This is a genomic window from Amycolatopsis sp. NPDC028719 (assembly GCF_055565395.1).
In genome coordinates this window covers 300,215-317,657 of sequence record NZ_JBVHUL010000004.1, presented here as the reverse complement: position 1 = coordinate 317,657, position 17,443 = coordinate 300,215, and the positions used below count along the sequence as shown (strand labels likewise).

Sequence of the window (17,443 nt, the reverse complement as noted above, 5' to 3'; positions counted from 1 at the left end):
GGACTCTTCGATGACAGCTCGACGTCTGCGCTGGGCAGCGTGGCCGGTGGCCGCCGTGCTCGCGGCGGCCGTGCCGGCGGCGGCCGCGGCGACCCCGCCCGAAGCGACCGTGACGGTCAACGCAAGAGCGGGGCTGGCCACCGTGCCGGACACCGCGGTCGGTGTCAACCACGCGGTGTGGGACAGCCAGCTCGGCACCGATGCCGTGGCCGACCTGTACGGCGCCGCCGGAGTCCGCACGATGCGGTACCCGGGCGGCTCCTACGGCGACATCTACCACTGGAAGGACAACACCGCGCCGGGCGGCTACGTGGCGCCGGGCACCGACTTCGACACGTTCATGGGCGGCGTCCGGCGCGCGGGCGCGCAGCCGATCGTCATCGCCAACTACGGCACCGGGACGCCGCAGGAGGCCGCCGACTGGGTGCGGTACGCGAACGTCACGAAGGGTTACGGCGTCAAGTACTGGGAGATCGGCAACGAGCTGTACGGCAACGGCCACTACGGCGCGAACTGGGAGGCCGACAACCACGAGGACAAGAGCCCGGCCGCCTACGCCGCGGGTGTCGTGGCCTACGCCGACGCGATGAAGGCCGTCGACCCGTCGGTGAAGATCGGCGCGGTGCTCACGACGCCCGCGAACTGGCCGGACGGCATCGTCGCCGAGGGCGACACCGGCACGTGGAACCAGACGGTGCTGTCGATCGCGGGCCCGCACATCGACTTCGCCATCCTGCACTGGTATCCGGGCGGGTCGACGGCCGCGGAAGCGCTGGCCAAGACCGAGCAGGTGAGCGACATGATCTACCTGGCGCGGGACCAGATCACGCGGTACGCGGGCCGGCCGCTCGGCATCGCCCTGACCGAAACGAACACGCCGGTCGGCATGAACACCCAGCCGGGCGCGCTGTTCGCGGCGGAGGCGTACGCGTCCCTGCTGGAGAACGGCGTGTTCACGGTCGACTGGTGGGACACGCACAACGGCGCGACCGCACTGTCCACAGTGGCCGGCTACCCGGACTACGGCGACTTCGGCCTGCTGTCCAGCGCGACTTGTCTCGACGGCGGGTGCGAGCCCGCGCTCAACACGCCGTTCGCGCCGTACTACGGGCTGAAGATGCTGAGCGCGTTCGCGCGTCCCGGCGACCAGTTCGTCCGGGCCGGCGCGGACGACCCGCTGCTCGACGTGCACGCGGTCCGCCGTCCGGACGGGGATCTCGCGGTGCTGCTGGTGAACAAGGATCCTGCGCAGGCCCGGTCGGTGAACCTGAACTACGCGTCGTCTTCTGTAACTGACGTGTTCACCTTCACGAACGGCGCTTCGTCGATCGCGCGCGCGTCTTCGTGGGACGGGACGGTACCGCCGTACTCGCTGACGACGTTGGTGCTGCACTCCGCTGCAGCTCCGGCCCGGGTGAGCGCACCAGGCCGGCCGGCCGCGACGACGACCGACACGACGGCGACGATCAGCTGGCCACCGTCGGCACCCGGCGTGAAGTACGAGGTGTACCGGCAGGCGGGCGTGGTCAGCGAGCAGTGGGGCGAGACGACCGGGACGTCTTTGACAGTCGGGAACTTGGTCCCGGGAACGCGCTACACGGTGAACGTGCTGGCGCGGGACGCGGCGGGGAACGTGTCGTGGTCTTCACCGCCGTTGACGGTGGTGACGGGGGCGCCTGCCTCGAGTAGCTGCACGGTCAGGATGACGGACGTCAACGACTGGGCGAGCGGTTTCGTGGGCGGGATCCACGTGGTTTCCAGCGATCCGACGCCGGACTGGACGCTGACGTTCGACTGGCCGACCGCGCGGCAGCGGATCACGAGCGGCTGGAACGGGACGTGGACCCAGTCCGGGGCGGCGGTGAAGGTGACGTCTTCGGGATCGTTGGCGGGCGGCGTCGATGTCGGGTTCGTCGCGGACTACGGCGGTCCGAACATCCTGCCGACGGCGTTCAGGCTGAACGGAACCCTCTGTTCGGTGAGCTGAAGGGCACCTCGGTCTCGTCTCATGCGCTGAAGGGGCCTTTCCTTGCATCAGATGCAGGGAAGGGCCCCTTCAGTCCGAGTTCGCCAAGTGCGTCAAGGCCGACCGCAGCACCCGCCGCTCCTCCGGGCTCAGCCCAGCCAGCTTCCGCTCCTCCACCGCCCGGATCGCGTCCCGCACGGCCGCGTGCCGCCGGATTCCCGACGGGGTCAGGCGGACGATCCTCGCCCGGCGGTCCGACGGGTCGGGCGAGCGGGTGACCAACCCCTCCGCGACCAGGCCGTCCAGCAGCGCGATCAACCGGGTCTTGTCGTAGTGGATCTGCTGGGCCAGGGCCAGCTGGCTGGACGCCGAGCCGTGGGCGAGGGTCGCCAGCACCACGTACTGCCACATGGAAAGCCCGTGCTCCGCCAGTACCGGCCCCTCCGCCTCGGCCAGCGCGCGGCCCGCCCCGGCGCAGAGGGCCGCCAGGTCGTCGTCCTCCGTCACGCGGGGGATCTTACGCGTGGACAAATCATACGCAGGTGCGTATCGTTTCCGGCATGCCAGCAATCGAGACAGGGCGCGCCGAAACCCGCACGATCACCCTCACCGCGACGCCCGAAAGCGTCGTCGCCTACCTCGCCGACGCCCGCCACCTCCCCGACTGGGCACCGGGCTTCGCCGAGACGATCGAGCACGACCACGACGACGTCTGGCGGATCCCCGGCGAGGGCGGGCCGCGGCGAGTCCGCGTCAAGGTGGCGAAGGACCACGGCGTCGTCGACTTCGTCAGCGCCGACGCCCCGAACCTCGGCCTCTTCGCGCGCGTGGTGCCCAACCTGGCCGGCGCCGAGCTGATCTTCAGCCTCTTCTTCCCCGAGACAACCGAACCGGCGGCGGTCGACGCGCAGATGGCGGTCGTGGACCAGGAACTGAAGACGGTACGAGAGCGCGTCGAAGCGTGAGCCGAGACGTCCGGTCGGTCGAAGACCTCCTGCGGATGCTGGACGGCCTCTTCGAGGAGGACATCGAGTGGGACGGCTTCTACGCGGACCGTGACCGGCCCGTCCCGTTCTTCGCCGACCGGCCCGACGAAAACCTCGACGCCTGGCTTCGCGAAGGGCGGCTGCGAGGTGGTCGCGCGCTGGAGCTGGGCTGCGGGCCGGGGCGCAACGCCTTCCGGCTCAGGACAGCGGGGTACGAGGTGGACGCGGTCGACCGGTCGCCCGCCGCGATCGCCTGGGCCATCGAACGCGGCACCGGCGTCCGCTTCCACCAGGCCGACATCTTCGCGATGGACCTGCCGCACGAGACCTACGACCTGATCTACGACTCGGGCTGCCTGCACCACCTCGCGCCGCATCGGCGGATCAGCTACCTGGCCCTGCTCGACCGCCATCTGAAGCCGGGTGGCCACTTCGGACTCGCGTGCTTCGCCGCCGGCACCGGCGATCCCGGTTCCGGCAGCGAAGTCCCGGACGCGCAGCTCTACCGCGACCGCAGGCTCCACGGCGGCCTCGCGTACACACCGGACGAGCTGCGCCGGCTGTTCGGTGGCTACACCGAAGTCGAACTGCGTCCGATGCGGACGGACACCGGCCTGTTCGGGGTGCCCTTCCTGAACGTCGGGCTGTTCCGGAAGGACTGAGAACCCCCGGCGGCAGCCGCAGTTCCGTCACCTCACCGGAGGCGTCGATCATGACGTCCACGGCAGACCCGGCGGCAAACTCGGTGTTCCTCTCGGGAACGAACTGCCGCACTACATCGTGTAGCTCAGCGGATCAGCTCGTCGGCGACCCACCGCACGACGCCGTCCGGATACGGGTTCGCCAGGCCGAGGACGATGTGCCCGAAGCCGGCGTCGGCGGCTTCCTCGATCTTCTCGCGCGTGGCGGCGGGTTTGTCGTAGTCGACCGGCAGGAAGATCGAGCGCGTGATCTCCGCCGGGTCCCGGCCGATCTCGGCGCAGAAGCGGTCGAGCAGCCTGCTGCGGCCGGCGAGGTCGTCGATGTCGCCCCCGCCGGGGATGTTCCAGAGGTCGGCGTGCTCGGCGACCACGCGCAGCGTCGCGCTCGCCCGCCCGCCGATCATGATCGGCGGGTGCGGCCGCTGCACCGGCTTGGGGTTGCCGAAAGCGCCCTTCAGCTTGACGTGCTCGCCGTCGAAGTCGAACGGTTCGTCCTCTGTCCACAAGCGACGGATGACGGTGCAGGCCTCGGCGAGCGCGGCGACGGCGTCGTCCTGGCTGTGGTAGGGCAGGCCGTGCCCGTCGTACTCCCGGCGGGCCAGGGGATGGCTCGGGCGCGAGCCGGCGCCGATGCCGAAGTCGAGGCGCCCGCCGGACACGATGTCCACTGTGGTCGCGATCTTCGCCAGCACCGCGGGCGGCCGGAAGCGGTTGCTGGTGACGAGCAGGCCGACGCGCATCCGCTCGGTCTGCGCGGCCAGTGCCGAAAGCAGGGTCCAGCCTTCGAAGATCGGGCCGTCCGGGTCGCCGCCGATCGGCATGAGGTGGTCGAACAGCCAGGCGTGCTCGATCTCCGGGATTTCGTCGGCCTCGCGCCAGACGCGGAGGATTTCGTCGTAGCCGACGTTCATGGGGGCGGTCAGGATGCCGAAACGGGGAGTCATCAACGCCTCCGGAGGGACGGGTCGAGCAGGGCGGGCGGGGTGTCGAACTTCTCGTGCGCGGCCAGGTCGACGCCGGGTGCGACGATCGCGTCGATTTCGTCGAGCACGTCGGCGGGCAGCACGGTGTCGGCCGCTTCGAGCTGGGACTTCAGGTGGTCGAGCGTCCGCGGGCCGATGAGCGCGCTGGTCACGCCCGGGTGCGCGGTGACGAAGCCGAGCGACAGCTGAATCAGGGAAAGCGACGCCTGCTCGGCGACCTTGACGAGCTTTTCGACGGCGCCGAGCCGGGCCTGGTTGGCCGGGTCGGTGAGGTCGAAGCGCTGGGGCAGCGCCTTCGACCGGCTGGTCGTGATCTCCTGCCCGGCGCGGACCGCGCCCGACAGCCAGCCCGACGCGAGCGGGCTCCAGGCCAGGACGCCGAGGCCGTACTCCTGCGTCACCGGGAGCACGTGGGCCTCGATGCCGCGTTGCAGGATCGAGTAGCTGGGCTGCTCGGTGACGTACCGGCTCAGGTGGTTTTCCCGGGCGGCCCACTGGGCCTGCACGATCCGGTGGGCCGGGAACGTCGACGAGCCGAAGTAGCGGATCTTGCCCGCGCGCTGGAGGTCGGTCAGCGCGGAAAGCGCTTCCTCGTCGCTCGTGGCCGGGTCCCAGCGGTGCATCTGGTACAGGTCGACGTGGTCGACGTCGAGCCGGCGCAGGCTGTCGTCCAGGGCCTTGAAGATCCAGCGGCGCGAGGTGCCGCGGTGGTTGCGCTCCTCGCCCATCGGCATGGCGGCCTTGGTCGCGAGCACGAGGTCGTCGCGGCGGTTCTTGATCGCCTGGCCGACCATCACCTCCGACTCTCCCTGGCCGTACATGTCGGCGGTGTCGATCAGGTTGATGCCGGCTTCGAGGGCGGCGTCGACTAGGGCGGTGGCCTCGTCCTGGGTGGTGCGCCCGATGGCGCCGAAGTTCATCGCGCCGAGCGCGAGGGTGCTGACCTGGACGCCGGTGCGCCCCAGGGTGCGGTACTGCATTTCGATGGCCTCCGTGACAAGATGGCAAACGGAACGTTGCTCCGCTAACGATACGGAGCAGTGTTCCGTTTCGCAACCCGGGAGGTGTGAATGGTGGGCAAACCCAAGCGCGCCGACGCGCAGCGCAACGAAAAGACGCTGCTCGACGCGGCGGCGGCGGTCTTCGTCGCGTCCGGCGTCGACGCGCCGGTCCGCGACATCGCGGCCAAGGCGGGCGTCGGCATGGGCACGATCTACCGCCACTTCCCGACGCGGGCGGACCTGATCATCGCCGTCTACCGGCACCAGGTGGACGCGTGTGCTTCGGCCGGGCCGGCGTTGCTCGCGGCTTCGGCTTCGCCGTATGCGGCGCTGGCCCAGTGGATCGACCTGTTCGTCGACTTCCTGGTGACGAAGCACGGCCTGGCGGCGGTGATGCAGGCGGACAACGCGGGCTTCTTCGCGCTGCACGAGTACTTCCTCGAGCGGCTGCTGCCGGTGTGTTCGACGCTGCTGGAGGCGGCGGTGGCGGCCGGCGAGATCCGTGGCGACGTGCCTGCCTACGAGCTGATGCGCGGGGTGGGCAACCTGTGCATCGGCGCCGAAAGCGATGCGGACTACGACGCTCGCCGCCTGGTCGGCCTCCTGCTCGCGGGGCTGCGGGCGTGACGATCGAGCAGCTCACGACCGACCCGTACCCGCTGCTGGCCCGGCTCCGCGCGACCGAGCCGGTGGCCTGGCTGCCCGAGTTGACCGGCTGGCTCGTCACGCGGCACGATCTCGCGCTGCGGGTCATGCGCGACGCGGCCACCTTCACCGTGGACGACCCCCGGTTCTCGACGGCCCGGGTCGTCGGCCCGTCGATGCTCTCGCTGGACGCGGCCGAGCACACCCGGCACCGGACGCCGTTCTCCCGGCACTTCCGGCCCCGGGAGATCGAGGACCGGTTCGCCGGGTTCGTCCGCGCCGAATGCGCCCGGCTGGTGGACGGGTTCGCCGCGGCCGGGCAGGCGGAGCTGCGGCGTTCGCTGGCCGGCCCGCTGTCGGTCGCGGTGGTCGCTTACGCGCTCGGCCTGGATGACACCGACACGGCGCGGGTGCTGGCCTGGTACGACGCGATCGTGTCCACAGTGGACGACATCTCGGCGGGCCGGCCGGCGGGTACTCGTGGTGCGGAGGCGTTCGGCGAGCTGCGTGCGCACATCGAGGGTGCGGTCGGCCGGCCCTCGCTGCTCACGGAGGCCGCCTCGGCGTTGGCGTTGCCGGAGGTGGTGTCGAACGCGGCCGTGCTGATGTTCGGCGGCATCGAAACCACCGAGGGCATGATCGCCACCCTGCTGCTGCACCTGCTGCGCGAGCCGGCCCGGCTGGACCGCGCGCTCATCCCGGCGGCCATCGAGGAGTCGCTGCGGCTCGAACCCGCGGCGGCGGTGGTCGACCGGTACGCGACCCGCGACGTCTCGCTCGCGGGCGCGTCGATCGCCCGGGGCGACCTGGTGACGGTCTCGCTGACGGCCGCCAACCGCGACCCCGCGGTGTTCCCCGATCCGGACGTCTTCGACGTGCACCGCCCGAACCTGCGCAAACAGCTGGCGTTCGCGCACGGCCCGCACTTCTGCCTCGGCGCCGACCTCGCCCGGCTGGAGGCGCGGATCGCCGTGGAGACCGTGTTCGACCGGTTGCCGGCCATCACGTTGGCGGAGCCGGCCGCGGCGACGGGGCTGGTGTTCCGCAAACCCGCGGCGGTGCACGCCCGATGGCTGCCATCATGAGCGCATGACGACGTGGCGTGAGTTCGAGGCGGCGGAACCGGAGTTCGCCCGGCGCGTGCGGGAGTTGTTCGACGCGCACAAGCACAAGACGATGGCGACCCTGCGGGCCGACGGGTCCCCGCGGATCTCCGGCATCGAGACGAGGTTCGCCGACGGCGAGCTGACGTTCGGCTCGATGCCCCGGTCGCGCAAGGGCGCGGACCTCAAGAGGGACCCGCGGCTGGCGCTGCACAGCGCGACGGTGGACCCCGTCGACGGCGCCGAGGCGGACTGGCCGGGGGAGGCGAAGATCGCCGGCCGGGCGGTCGAGGCGGGTGAGGGTTTCCGGGTGGACGTGACCGAGGTGGTGCACACCCACCTGAACCCGGAGGCGACGCTGATGGTCGTGGAGTGGTGGACCCCGGAGGGCGGCTTCCGCAAGGTCGAGCGCGAGTAAAGCGCCCCAATGTGGCCTTGGTTGCGTCCGACGCACCCAAGGCGGCCTTCGGTGCGTCTGACGCACCGAAGGCCACATTGGGGCGCTGGAGCCGAGACTTAAGTCAAGCGCTTGACGTAATCGTGGTCCTTGGCCATGCTCGGTGCCAGGGGACATTCACCAACGAGGAGTCCGTCATGACGCCAAGCCACACCGAGCTGCCGCGCTTCCCGTTCGACGCCGACACCGCGCTCGAACCGCCGGCCGAGTGGGCCGAGCTGCGGGCGAAGTGCCCGGTCGCGCACGTGCGGCTGGCCAGCGGGGACGAGGCCGCCCTCGTCACCCGCTACGCCGACGTCAAGAGCGTGCTCTCCGATCCGCGGTGGACGCGGCCCACGCCGGCCGACAACGCCGCGCGGGTCGCCGACACCGAGTCCGGTGGGGTCTTCAACAGCGAGATGGCCACCGTCCTCCCGCAGCACGGCGAAGCCCACCTCACCTGGCGCCGCACCATCGGCAAGTGGTTCACCGCCAAGCGGATGAACGCCCTGCGGCCCGGCATGGCCGCGATGGCCGAGCAGCTCGTCGACGACCTCGTCGCCAAGGGCGCACCCGGGGACCTCAAGGCCGGGCTCGCCTTCCCGCTGCCCGTCTGGGTCATCTGCGACATGCTCGGCGTGCCGGACTCCGACCGCGACCGGTTCGCGCACTGGTCGGACGTCATGCTCAGCATGACCCGCTACACGCAGGCCGAGTTCGACGCCGCGCAGCAGGAGTTCGGCGGGTACATGGGCGGGCTCATCGCCGCCAAGCGCGCCGAACCCGGCGAGGACATCCTCAGCGCGCTGCTGCCCGAGGGCTGGTCCGACGCCATGCTGACCGCCACCGGCATCGGCCTGCTGATTGCCGGCCACGAGACCACCGCCAACATGATCGCCAAGATGGTCGCGATGCTGCTCGCCGACCGGAGCCGGTGGGAGCGGCTGCTGGCCGACCCGGCGCTGGTGCGCACCGCCGTCGAGGAGTCGCTGCGCCTGGACGCCAACGCGGGCGTCGGGATGCTGCGCTACCTCTCCGACGACTTCGAGGTCGCCGGCACCGTCCTGCCCGGCGGGACCACCGCGATGTGCAGCATGGCCGCGGCCAACCGCGACGAGAGCGCGTTCGAGAACGCCGCCGAGATGGACCTGGGCCGCAGCCCGAACCCGCACCTGTCCTTCGGTGCCGGCGCGCACGCGTGCCTCGGGCAGCCGCTGGCCCGCACCGAACTGCAGGTCGTCCTGGAGGTCCTGCTGCGCAAGCTGCCCTCGCTCGAGCTCGCCGTCCCGGCGGACGAGCTGCGCCGGGTCGAGGGGCTCGCCGTCGGCGGACTGCGGGAACTGCCCGTCCGGTGGTGACGGCGTGCCGACGCACGAGGCCGCCGGCCGGGCGCACGCGACGCGGGAGGCGATCCTCACCGCGGCGGAGCGGCTCTACGCCGAGCACGGCGTGCTCGCCGTGTCGAACCGGCAGATCAGCGAAGCCGCCGGGCAGGGCAACAACACCGCCGTCGGCTACCACTTCGGCACCCGCGCCGACCTGGTCCGCGCCATCACCCGCCGGCACTCCGCGGCGGTCGAGGAGCTGCGTGCGCGCATGCTGGCCGGGCTCGGCGCCGGCGCGGACCTGCGCGACTGGGTCCGGTGCCTGGTCCACCCGTCCACCGAGTACCTCACGACGGCGGGCCCGCCCACCTGGTTCGCCCGGTTCACGGCGCAGGTGATGACCGAGCCGTCGCTGCGGGCGGCCGTCGCCGCGGAGACGCTGTCGTCGCCGTCGCTGGCGCGGACCGTCGAGGGACTGAGCCGGTGCCTGCCGGCGCTGCCCGCCGACGTCCGCGCCGAACGCAACGCCATGACCCGCCAGCTGCTGATCCACACGATGGCCGAGCGTGAACGCGCGCTCGCCGAAGGCGGCGACACCCCGCGAGCCGGCTGGCGCGAAGCCGCCACCGGCCTGACCGACGCACTGGTCGGGCTGTGGCTCGCACCCGTGACCCACCCCCGCGAAGGAGAGGAACGACCATGAAGGTCACCGTGGACGAAGGAAAGTGCTGCGGCGCCGGCACCTGCGTGATGCTCGCGCCGGACGTGTTCGACCAGCGCGACGACGACGGCATCGTCGTCCTGCTCGACGAAACCCCCGGCGACCACCTGCACGCGACCGTCCGGGAGGCGGCGAGCGTCTGCCCGGGCGTCGCGATCTCGGTGAGCGAGGACGCGTGACGGTCCTCGTCGTCGGAGCCTCGGCCGCCGGGCTTGCCACGGTGGAGGCGTTGCGGCGCAAGGGTTATCAAGAGCGCGTGACCGTGCTGGGCGCCGAAGCTCACCTGCCGTACGACCGGCCGCCCCTGTCCAAACAGGTCCTCGCCGGGTCCTGGACGCCCGGGCAGGCCGGCCTGCGCACCCCCGACGCACTGTCCGCATTGGACGCCGAGTTCGTGCTCGGCGACCCGGCGACGCGGCTGGACGCCCGCGCGCGGACCGTCCACACGGAGAGCGGGCGCACCCTGGCCGCCGACGCCGTCGTGCTCGCCACCGGGCTGCGGCCGCGCACGCTGCCGGGCCAGGACGGTCTCGCGGGCGTCCACGTCCTGCGCACGCTCGACGACGCTTTGGCCCTGCGCGCGGAGCTGGCGCCGGACAAGCGCGTGGTGGTCGTCGGCGACGGTGTCCTCGGCGCGGAGATCGCGGCGACCGTGTGCGGGCTGGGCGTCCCCGTGACGCTGGCCGGTCCGCAACCCGCGCCGCTCGCGTACCAGTTCGGGCCGCTCGCCGCGGGCCTGCTCGCCGAACTGCACGCCGCCCGCGGTGTCCATTTGAGACTCGGTGCCGCGGTCACCGGACTGTCCGCTAGGGACGGGCGCGTGGCCGGAGTCTGCCTGGAGACCGGCGAAGTGCTGCCCGCCGACGTCGTCGTGGTGGCGTTCGGCGCCGCCCCGGCGACGGACTGGCTGGCGGGCAGCGGGGTGCTGTGCGACAACGGCGTCGTGTGCGACTCCCGGTGCCGGGCGGCGGAGGGGATCTACGCGGCGGGCGACGTCGCCCGCTGGCACCACGAAGGCCTCGACGTGCTGCTGCGGCTGGAGAACCGGACCAACGCGACCGAGCAGGCGGTCGTCGTCGCGGGGAACATCCTCGGCGAGGACCGCCCCTACGCGCCGGTGCCGTACTTCTGGACGAACCAGTTCGACGCGCGGATCCACGTGTACGGCACGCTCTCCGCGGATGCCGAGATGTCCATTGTGGAGGGGTCACCGGCCGCCGGCCGGTTCGTGGCCGAGTACCGCGAGGAGGGGCGCGTGACCGGGGTGCTCGGGTGGAACATGCCCAAGCAGGCCCGGGTTCACTCCACCGTGACCGACTTGGCGAGGTTGCGCGGCTTGTCGATGTCGTAGCCCAGGGTGAGCGCGGCGTGGTAGGCGAGCAGCTGCAACGGGATCGTCAGCAGGATCGGGTCGAGCTCCGGCTCGGTGCGGGGCACGACCATCCGCGGGACGTCGAGCTCGCCGAAGTCGACGGCGTCGTGCGTCACGGCCAGGACCGCCCCGCCGCGGGCCCGGATCTGCTGGATGGCGGCCAGGTTGCGGTCGGCCAGTTCGTCGGCGGGCACGATCGCGACCGTCGGGAGCGACTCGTCGATCAGCGCGAGCGGGCCGTGCTTCAGCTCGGACGTCTGGTACGCCTCGGCGTGGCGGTAGGAGATCTCCTTGAACTTCTGCGCGCCTTCCCGCGCCACCGGGAACCCGCGGACGCGGCCGATGAAGAACAGGCTGTTCGCGGCCGCCGCGGTCTTGGCGTGCTCGGCGATCTCCGCTTCCGCGGCCAGGACCGTCCGGATCTGGTCCGGCAGCGCGCGGATCGCGGCGATGATCCGCTGTCCGTCCGCATTGGACAGATCGCGCACGCGGCCGAGGGACAGCGCGATCAGCGCGAACCCGACGGCCATGTTGGTCAGCGCCTTGGTCGAGGCGACCGCGATCTCCGGGCCGGCGTGCAGGTAGACGCCGCCGTCGCAAGCCCGGGCGATGGTCGAGCCGACGACGTTGACCAGGCCCACGACCCGGCCGCCCTTGCGCTTGATCTCCTCGACGGCGAAGGCGGTGTCGATCGTCTCACCGGACTGGCTGACCGCGATGTAGAGCGTGTCGGCTTCGATGATCGGGTTGCGGTAGCGGAACTCGGACGCGGCTTCGGCGTCGGCCGGGATCCGGGCCAGTTCCTCGATCATCGTCGCGCCGACCTGCCCGGCGTAGTACGCGGAGCCGCAGCCGAGGATCTTCACGCGGCTGAACCCGCGCAGCTCGCGGGGTGTCAGGTTGAGGCCGTCGAGGCGGGCGACGCCGAACCGGTGGTCGAGGCGGCCGCGGATCATCCGCTCCACGGACTCGGGCTGCTCCTGGATCTCCTTGGCCATGTAGTGCGGGAAGCCGCCGAGGTCGAGGTCTTCGGCGGCGATGTCGATCTCGGTGGCCGGCTTGGTGGTGTCGCTCTCGTCGACGGTGAAGGTCCGGTAGCCGGTCGCGAAGACCGTCGCGAACTCGCCGTCGTCGAGGTGCGCGACCTGCGAGGTGTGCCGGACCAGGGCGGCGAGGTCGCTGGCGACGAACATCTCGCGCTCGCCGACGCCGATGATCAGCGGCGACCCGTTGCGCGCGATGACGAGGCGGTCCGGGTGCGCGGAGTCGGTGACGGCGATCGCGTACGTGCCGGTGATCCGCGAGACCGCCTCGACGACGGCGTCTTCGAGGGTGTCGGCGCTCGCGCGCGCGATCAGGTGGGCGAGGACCTCGGTGTCGGTCTCGGAGGTGAGCTTGACGCCGGCGTCGGCGAGCTGGGCGCGCAGCGTGTCGGCGTTGTCGATGATGCCGTTGTGGACGACGCAGATCCGGCCGTCTTCCGAGCTGTGCGGGTGGGCGTTCTCCTCCGACGCGGGCCCGTGCGTGGCCCACCGCGTGTGGCCGATGCCGACCTTCCCGGCGAGGCGCTTGGGCAGCGCGGCGGCGAGGTTGCGGACCCGGCCGACGACGCGGTGGACCTGCGCGGTGTCCTTGGGGCCGAGGACGGCGATGCCCGCGGAGTCGTAACCGCGGTACTCGAGCCGGGTCAGGCCCTCGAGGAGGATGGGGGCGGCGTTCTGGCCGCCGATGTAGCCGACGATCCCGCACATGGCGAACCTCTTCTTTCAGGGGGCTGAGTCGGGCTGTTTCAGCCGTAGACGATGCGACGCAGCTGGCGCTCGGACAGGTCGGGCGCGGCGACGAGCCGGCCCCGGAGCTCGGCGGCGATCAGCGGGAAGATCTGGGGGTTCTTCCGGCCCTCGGCCTGCAGCTCGGCGTGCCTGCGGCGGACGTACTGCTCGGTGGGTGTCCGGTAGAAGGCGAGGACGTCGTCGACGACGCGGGCGGCGACGCCCGGCGGCAGGCCGGTGGACGCGGCCACGCGCTCGACGATGTCGGTGTCTTCCACGCCGGTCATCATGCACTGCGCCGGAGCGAAACCCAAATTCTTGCCCGAAATCGGGCAAGTTCAAATCGTTGGACAGTTTCAGGGGTTGCGTCGAAGGTGGTCGGCGTGCGCCAGGAAGACATTTGGGACGTCGAAACCGCCGAACGTTACGACACCCCGGGCCGCGGCGTGTTCGCGCCCGAGGTCGTGGAGCCGGTCGTGGACCGCCTCGCCGCGCTGGCCGGCGGCGGGCGCGTGCTGGAGTTCGCCATCGGGACCGGCCGCATCGCCGTCCCGCTGGCCGCGCGCGGAGTGTCCGTCACCGGCATCGAGCTGTCGGAGCCGATGCTGGGGCAGCTGCGGAAGAAGGCCGACCTGCCGGTGGTCGTCGGCGACATGGCGACGGCCACGGCCCCGGGGCGCTTTTCGCTGGTCTACCTGGTCTTCAACACGATCGGGAACCTGCTCACCCAGGACGAGCAGATCGAGTGCTTCCGCAACGCGGCCCGTCACCTGGATCCCGGCGGCCGGTTCGTGATCGAGCTGGGCGTCCCGGAACTGCGGCGGCTCCCGCCGGGGCAGGACGCGCTGGTCTTCACCGCCGAGCAGGGGTACGTCGGGGTCGATACGTACGACACGGTGCGCCAGCACCTGGTGTCCCACCACTTCAGGTTCGGCTCGGGCCGCGAGGCGCGGCTGGGCCGGTGCCCGCAGCGCTACATCTGGCCGGCCGAGCTGGACCTGATGGGCCGGCTGGCCGGGTTCGAGCTGGAGTCCCGGCACGCGGACTGGACCGGCGGGGAGTTCACGACGGAGTCCTCGTCACACGTGTCGGTCTACCGCCGGTCGTGAGTGTCCAGAGCGGTTCTGACCGTCCTGGACACTCACGACGGCCGGGGCGGACTCCACCAGCGGGAGGCGGACCGTCGCGTGCGGGATGACCCCGAGTTCGACCAGCGCTGCCTTCGCCGCCGTCGTCCCGGGGCCGGTCCGCATGATGGCCTCCACCAGCGGAATGACCGACTGGTTGATCGTCCGCGCCGCCTCGAGGTCGCCGCGGCGGACGGCGGCGATGAGGGCGGCCGTGCGATCCGCCGCCACGTTGGCCACGACGCTCACCACGCCCGCCGCGCCGCACGCGAGGTAGGGCAGGTTCAGCTCGTCGATGCCGCAGTAGTACGCCAGTGACGTGCGGGTCATCACCGTCATCGCCTCGAACAGGTCGCCCTTGGCGTCCTTGACCGCCCGGATCCGGGGGTGGGCGGCGAGCTCGGCCAGGGTCTCCGGCGTCATCGCGATGCCGGCCCGCGCGGGCACGTCGTAGAGCATCACCGGCAGCCCGGCCGCGTCGGCCACCGCCAGGCAGTGGGCCACCACCCCGGCCTGCGTCGGCCGGGAGTAGTAGGGGCAGACGAGCAGCAGCCCGTCCGCGCCGGCGGCTTCGGCTTCGCGAGCCCGGCGGACGCTCGCGGCCGTGTCGTAGGTGCCGATGCCCGCGATCACCCGGGCCCCGCCCCCGGTCCGCGCGACCACGCTCCGGACGAGCCCGGCGGCTTCGGACTCGGTCAAGGTCGGCGACTCGCCGGTGGTCCCGCCGACGACGAGGCCGTCGCAGCCGGTGGCCAGCAGGTGGTCGACGAGGTTCGCGAGGCCGGGTTCGCTGAGCGTCCCGCCGGGCTGCATGGGGGTCACCATCGCGACGAGGTTGGTGCCGAAGTCGGTCATGGCTCGACCTTGCCCGGCGCGACTGGTGCGGTCCAGCGATGCTTTCTTGCCGGTATTGCGTAATCTTGCTTGATGATCGAGCTGGGCGCGCTCCGGGCGCTGCGGTCGGTGGCGGCGCTCGGGACGCTGGCGCGGGCGGCCGACGAGCTGGGGTTCACGGCGTCCGCGGTGTCGCAGCAGCTCAAACGGCTGGAGCGCCAGGTCGGCGTGCCGGTGCTCGCGCCGGCGGGGCGCGGGGTCGTGCTGACGCCGGCCGGGCAGGCCATCGCCGACTCGGCGCCGGAGGTGTTCCAGGCGCTGGAGCGGTGCGCCGAAGCGGCCCAGTCGGTCTCGGAGGGCGCGCCGCGCGGGACGCTGCGCGTGGTGGCGTTCTCGACCGCGATCCGCGGCCTGCTCGCGCCGGTGCTGCGCGGACTGTCGGTGCGCTGTCCCGAATTGCGCGTCGAGATCACCGAGCAGGACCCCGGCGAAGCACTGCACAGCGTCGACGCCGGGACGGCCGACCTCGCCCTCGTCCACGACGCCGACGGGCTGCCCGCCGCCCAGCCGCCGTCGCTGACGCAGCGGCTGGTGCACACCGACATAGGTGACGTGGTGATGAGCCGGTCGCACCCGCTCGCGTCGGTCACCGGACCGCTCGGTGCCGAGGTCTTCGGCCACGCGTGGGTGACCAGCCCGCCGGGAACGGTGTGCCACCAGTGGTTCCGGCGCCTGTTCGCCGACGCGCCGGCGGAACCGGACGTCCGTCACCTGGTCGACGACTTCGCGACGCAGCTGTCGTTGGTGGCCGCCGGCGAGGTGCTGGCGCTGATCCCGCGCCTGGCCCGGCCGCCGCTGGGGGAGGACCTGGTGGCGCGTTCCTTGCGACGTCAGCCGAAGCGAGAGGTCCACGCCGCTTGGCGGCGGAGTGCCGACGCGAGCCCGGCGATCCGGGCGGTGCTGGCGGAGCTCGGCTAAGCTGGCCGGCGAGCGGGTGCAGCGTCGGAACGCCCGCCCGGCACTCCCGTTGGCGCACTGAGCCGAAGGAGTGCGCCTTGATCACGTTCGCCGGGATGAGCCTGCCCGTCACCGACTTGGGCCGTTCGGTCCCCTTCTACGAGTCCCTCGGATTCACCACCGAGGTCCGCAACGGCCGGTTCGTGTTGCTGCGGCTGGACTCCGCCACGCTCGGCCTGCTGGAACTCGGCGCCGTCGTCGAGCGGGAAGCGGATCGGCTGCGCCAGTTCGTCCAGGTCGAGCTGCTGGCCGACGACCTCGACGAGCTGTACGCGGACTTCGTCGCCCGCGGGGTGCCGGTCCCCGGCCCGCCGCGCGATCGCGGCTTCGAGCGGCAGCTGCAGCTGCGGGACCCGGACGGCTTCACGGTCGAGTTCGCGGACCGGAGCCCCCGCGGCTGAGCCGGCTCGAGCGCGGTCCGGGCACCCGCGGGTTCCCGGACCGCGCCCCGGGCTAGTTCCGGTAGCGGAACAGGATCCGGCCCCGGCTCAGGTCGTACGGGCTCAGCTCCACCAGCACCCGGTCGAACGGCAGGATCTTGATGTAGTTCTTCCGGATCTTCCCGCTGATGTGCGCGAGGACCTGGTGCCCGTTCGGCAGCTCCACCTTGAACGTGGCGTTGCGCAGGCACTCCAGCACGGTGCCCTCGACTTCGATGCCGCCCTTATCCGCCATGGCGCACCAGCTCCAGGTTGCTGCCCGCCCGCCGGGCGCCGACGCTCTCGAACAGCGCCGTCGCCGCCGGGTTGGCCTCGTTGACTTCCGCCGACGCCCGGGGGATTCCCGCGTCGTGCAGGGCGCCCAGCACCTCGGCCAGCAGCGCCCGGGCGATGCCGCGGCGCCGGTGGTCCGCGCGGACCGCGATCAGGCCGATCCGGGGCAGCCGGGTCACCTGGACCACCCGGACCAGCCCGACGTACTCGCCCGCTTCGGCCGCGGCCGCGTACGACGCCGGGTCCACCACCGTGTCCCCGGGTGGGTGCGGCAGCACCTCGGCCGGCATTTCCTGCCAGCCGACCGTCGCCTCGACTTCGGCGCGGACCACGCGGTCCAGCGCGCGCAGCGGTCCCTCGGAAGCCGAGCCGCGGGGCACGATCGTCACGCCCGGCGGCGGAAGCACCCGGCCGGCGCCGCCGGTGGGCACGACGTACTTCCACTCGCGACGCCGGGTCGTGAAGCCGGCTCGTTCCCAGCCGGCCGCCAGTTCGACGTCGGCCTCGTCGACGATCGTGTGGAGCGGGGACGGGAGCTCCGCCAGCATCGCGTCGGCGAGCTGGTCGAAGACCGAGCGGTGCCAGGCGTCGATGCTGACGAAGATCCGCCCGTCGGGCCGGGTCGAAGCCTCGCCGCGGCCGACCACCCGGTCGTCCTCCAGCGCGTGCCACTGCCGCCGCGCGACGCGCGTGATCACCACCGCGGGCTCGCCCGAGGTGAAATGCTCGAGTTGCAAAGGT

21 protein-coding genes are annotated in these 17,443 nt (G+C 71.9%); 13 read left to right on the top strand and 8 right to left on the bottom strand.

The window, feature by feature from the left end:
* Positions 1 to 10 precede the first annotated feature (10 nt).
* Positions 11 to 1,987, top strand: coding sequence for a cellulose binding domain-containing protein (locus tag ACZ4TR_RS20005; RefSeq protein ID WP_465288439.1), 1,977 nt, complete (start codon positions 11 to 13; stop codon positions 1,985 to 1,987).
* A 69-nt stretch (positions 1,988 to 2,056) separates the two neighbouring features.
* Here the strand turns inward: ACZ4TR_RS20005 and ACZ4TR_RS20000 are convergent, their stop codons facing one another.
* Positions 2,057 to 2,473 carry a MarR family winged helix-turn-helix transcriptional regulator gene (locus tag ACZ4TR_RS20000; RefSeq protein ID WP_364521710.1) on the bottom strand — a complete coding sequence of 139 codons (417 nt, stop codon included), beginning with the start codon at positions 2,471 to 2,473 and terminating at the stop codon, positions 2,057 to 2,059.
* Between the two features lie 53 nt (positions 2,474 to 2,526).
* Here ACZ4TR_RS20000 and ACZ4TR_RS19995 point away from each other — a divergent pair, with 53 nt between their 5' ends.
* Positions 2,527 to 2,931, top strand: coding sequence for an SRPBCC family protein (locus tag ACZ4TR_RS19995; RefSeq protein WP_465288438.1), 405 nt, complete (start codon positions 2,527 to 2,529; stop codon positions 2,929 to 2,931).
* The gene (locus ACZ4TR_RS19990) at positions 2,928 to 3,614 is read left to right on the top strand and encodes a class I SAM-dependent methyltransferase (RefSeq protein WP_465288437.1); all 687 of its coding nucleotides are present in this window, start codon (positions 2,928 to 2,930) and stop codon (positions 3,612 to 3,614) included. Before ACZ4TR_RS19995 ends, ACZ4TR_RS19990 begins: the two co-directional genes overlap by 4 nt.
* Positions 3,615 to 3,739: 125 nt before the next feature.
* On the opposite strand, the gene ACZ4TR_RS19985 is transcribed toward ACZ4TR_RS19990, so the two are convergent.
* Both ACZ4TR_RS19985 and ACZ4TR_RS19980 read right to left on the bottom strand, forming a co-directional pair.
* Entirely contained in the window at positions 3,740 to 4,597 is an 858-nt protein-coding gene (locus ACZ4TR_RS19985) for an LLM class flavin-dependent oxidoreductase (protein WP_465288436.1), read from the bottom strand.
* Complete coding sequence (locus ACZ4TR_RS19980) at positions 4,597 to 5,616, bottom strand: aldo/keto reductase (protein ID WP_465288435.1); 1,020 nt, start codon at positions 5,614 to 5,616, stop codon at positions 4,597 to 4,599. The genes ACZ4TR_RS19985 and ACZ4TR_RS19980 overlap by 1 nt, the downstream gene beginning before the upstream one ends.
* 93 nt (positions 5,617 to 5,709) lie before the next feature.
* Here ACZ4TR_RS19980 and ACZ4TR_RS19975 point away from each other — a divergent pair, with 93 nt between their 5' ends.
* The 7 genes from ACZ4TR_RS19975 to ACZ4TR_RS19945 all read left to right on the top strand — a co-directional run bounded on the left by ACZ4TR_RS19975 (position 5,710) and on the right by ACZ4TR_RS19945 (position 11,218).
* Positions 5,710 to 6,264 (top strand): TetR/AcrR family transcriptional regulator, encoded by a 555-nt coding sequence (locus tag ACZ4TR_RS19975; protein ID WP_465288434.1) that lies wholly within the window; start codon positions 5,710 to 5,712, stop codon positions 6,262 to 6,264.
* Positions 6,261 to 7,367, top strand: a complete 1,107-nt coding sequence (locus ACZ4TR_RS19970; RefSeq protein WP_465288433.1) for a cytochrome P450 — start codon at positions 6,261 to 6,263, stop codon at positions 7,365 to 7,367. Before ACZ4TR_RS19975 ends, ACZ4TR_RS19970 begins: the two co-directional genes overlap by 4 nt.
* Positions 7,368 to 7,371: 4 nt before the next feature.
* The gene (locus ACZ4TR_RS19965) at positions 7,372 to 7,803 is read left to right on the top strand and encodes a pyridoxamine 5'-phosphate oxidase family protein (protein ID WP_465288432.1); all 432 of its coding nucleotides are present in this window, start codon (positions 7,372 to 7,374) and stop codon (positions 7,801 to 7,803) included.
* Positions 7,804 to 7,979: 176 nt separating this feature from the next.
* The gene (locus ACZ4TR_RS19960; RefSeq protein ID WP_465288431.1) at positions 7,980 to 9,179 is read left to right on the top strand and encodes a cytochrome P450; all 1,200 of its coding nucleotides are present in this window, start codon (positions 7,980 to 7,982) and stop codon (positions 9,177 to 9,179) included.
* A gap of 4 nt (positions 9,180 to 9,183) precedes the next feature.
* Positions 9,184 to 9,849, top strand: a complete 666-nt coding sequence (locus ACZ4TR_RS19955; protein ID WP_465288430.1) for a TetR/AcrR family transcriptional regulator — start codon at positions 9,184 to 9,186, stop codon at positions 9,847 to 9,849.
* The gene (locus ACZ4TR_RS19950; RefSeq protein WP_465288429.1) at positions 9,846 to 10,046 is read left to right on the top strand and encodes a ferredoxin; all 201 of its coding nucleotides are present in this window, start codon (positions 9,846 to 9,848) and stop codon (positions 10,044 to 10,046) included. Before ACZ4TR_RS19955 ends, ACZ4TR_RS19950 begins: the two co-directional genes overlap by 4 nt.
* The gene (locus ACZ4TR_RS19945; protein ID WP_465288428.1) at positions 10,043 to 11,218 is read left to right on the top strand and encodes an NAD(P)/FAD-dependent oxidoreductase; all 1,176 of its coding nucleotides are present in this window, start codon (positions 10,043 to 10,045) and stop codon (positions 11,216 to 11,218) included. The genes ACZ4TR_RS19950 and ACZ4TR_RS19945 overlap by 4 nt, the downstream gene beginning before the upstream one ends.
* Here the strand turns inward: ACZ4TR_RS19945 and glmS are convergent.
* Complete coding sequence (gene glmS / locus ACZ4TR_RS19940) at positions 11,167 to 12,990, bottom strand: glutamine--fructose-6-phosphate transaminase (isomerizing) (RefSeq protein WP_465288427.1); 1,824 nt, start codon at positions 12,988 to 12,990, stop codon at positions 11,167 to 11,169. The two genes, ACZ4TR_RS19945 and glmS, sit on opposite strands and share 52 nt — an antisense overlap.
* 38 nt (positions 12,991 to 13,028) lie before the next feature.
* Complete coding sequence (locus tag ACZ4TR_RS19935) at positions 13,029 to 13,301, bottom strand: hypothetical protein (protein WP_465288426.1); 273 nt, start codon at positions 13,299 to 13,301, stop codon at positions 13,029 to 13,031.
* Positions 13,302 to 13,394: 93 nt separating this feature from the next.
* On the opposite strand from ACZ4TR_RS19935, the gene ACZ4TR_RS19930 reads away from it, so the two are divergent.
* Positions 13,395 to 14,120, top strand: coding sequence for a class I SAM-dependent DNA methyltransferase (locus ACZ4TR_RS19930; RefSeq protein ID WP_465288425.1), 726 nt, complete (start codon positions 13,395 to 13,397; stop codon positions 14,118 to 14,120).
* Here the strand turns inward: ACZ4TR_RS19930 and dapA are convergent.
* The gene (gene dapA / locus ACZ4TR_RS19925; protein WP_465288424.1) at positions 14,091 to 14,993 is read right to left on the bottom strand and encodes a 4-hydroxy-tetrahydrodipicolinate synthase; all 903 of its coding nucleotides are present in this window, start codon (positions 14,991 to 14,993) and stop codon (positions 14,091 to 14,093) included. The genes ACZ4TR_RS19930 and dapA overlap by 30 nt on opposite strands.
* A gap of 72 nt (positions 14,994 to 15,065) precedes the next feature.
* On the opposite strand from dapA, the gene ACZ4TR_RS19920 reads away from it, so the two are divergent.
* Entirely contained in the window at positions 15,066 to 15,950 is an 885-nt protein-coding gene (locus ACZ4TR_RS19920) for a LysR family transcriptional regulator (protein WP_465288423.1), read from the top strand.
* A gap of 77 nt (positions 15,951 to 16,027) precedes the next feature.
* Positions 16,028 to 16,390, top strand: coding sequence for a VOC family protein (locus ACZ4TR_RS19915; RefSeq protein WP_465288422.1), 363 nt, complete (start codon positions 16,028 to 16,030; stop codon positions 16,388 to 16,390).
* Between the two features lie 52 nt (positions 16,391 to 16,442).
* Here ACZ4TR_RS19915 and infA read toward each other — a convergent pair whose 3' ends face one another.
* Together infA and ACZ4TR_RS19905 are read right to left on the bottom strand one after the other, a co-directional pair.
* Positions 16,443 to 16,664: a translation initiation factor IF-1 gene (gene infA, locus ACZ4TR_RS19910; RefSeq protein ID WP_364521693.1), complete on the bottom strand. Its 222-nt coding sequence runs from the start codon at positions 16,662 to 16,664 to the stop codon at positions 16,443 to 16,445.
* Positions 16,654 to 17,439, bottom strand: coding sequence for a GNAT family N-acetyltransferase (locus ACZ4TR_RS19905; RefSeq protein WP_465288421.1), 786 nt, complete (start codon positions 17,437 to 17,439; stop codon positions 16,654 to 16,656). Before ACZ4TR_RS19905 ends, infA begins: the two co-directional genes overlap by 11 nt.
* Positions 17,440 to 17,443 lie beyond the last annotated feature (4 nt).

Bases quoted from the DNA above. Each gene is read 5' to 3' on its own strand.
- ACZ4TR_RS20005 (WP_465288439.1), top strand. From the start codon at position 11: ATGACAGCTCGACGTCTGCGCTGGGCAGCGTGGCCGGTGGCCGCCGTG.
- ACZ4TR_RS19995 (WP_465288438.1), top strand. From the start codon at position 2,527: ATGCCAGCAATCGAGACAGGGCGCGCCGAAACCCGCACGATCACCCTC.
- ACZ4TR_RS19985 (WP_465288436.1), bottom strand. From the start codon at position 4,597: ATGACTCCCCGTTTCGGCATCCTGACCGCCCCCATGAACGTCGGCTAC.
- ACZ4TR_RS19980 (WP_465288435.1), bottom strand. From the start codon at position 5,616: ATGCAGTACCGCACCCTGGGGCGCACCGGCGTCCAGGTCAGCACCCTC.
- ACZ4TR_RS19965 (WP_465288432.1), top strand. From the start codon at position 7,372: ATGACGACGTGGCGTGAGTTCGAGGCGGCGGAACCGGAGTTCGCCCGG.
- ACZ4TR_RS19960 (WP_465288431.1), top strand. From the start codon at position 7,980: ATGACGCCAAGCCACACCGAGCTGCCGCGCTTCCCGTTCGACGCCGAC.
- ACZ4TR_RS19950 (WP_465288429.1), top strand. From the start codon at position 9,846: ATGAAGGTCACCGTGGACGAAGGAAAGTGCTGCGGCGCCGGCACCTGC.
- glmS (WP_465288427.1), bottom strand. From the start codon at position 12,990: ATGTGCGGGATCGTCGGCTACATCGGCGGCCAGAACGCCGCCCCCATC.
- ACZ4TR_RS19935 (WP_465288426.1), bottom strand. From the start codon at position 13,301: ATGATGACCGGCGTGGAAGACACCGACATCGTCGAGCGCGTGGCCGCG.
- dapA (WP_465288424.1), bottom strand. From the start codon at position 14,993: ATGACCGACTTCGGCACCAACCTCGTCGCGATGGTGACCCCCATGCAG.
- ACZ4TR_RS19920 (WP_465288423.1), top strand. From the start codon at position 15,066: ATGATCGAGCTGGGCGCGCTCCGGGCGCTGCGGTCGGTGGCGGCGCTC.
- infA (WP_364521693.1), bottom strand. From the start codon at position 16,664: ATGGCGGATAAGGGCGGCATCGAAGTCGAGGGCACCGTGCTGGAGTGC.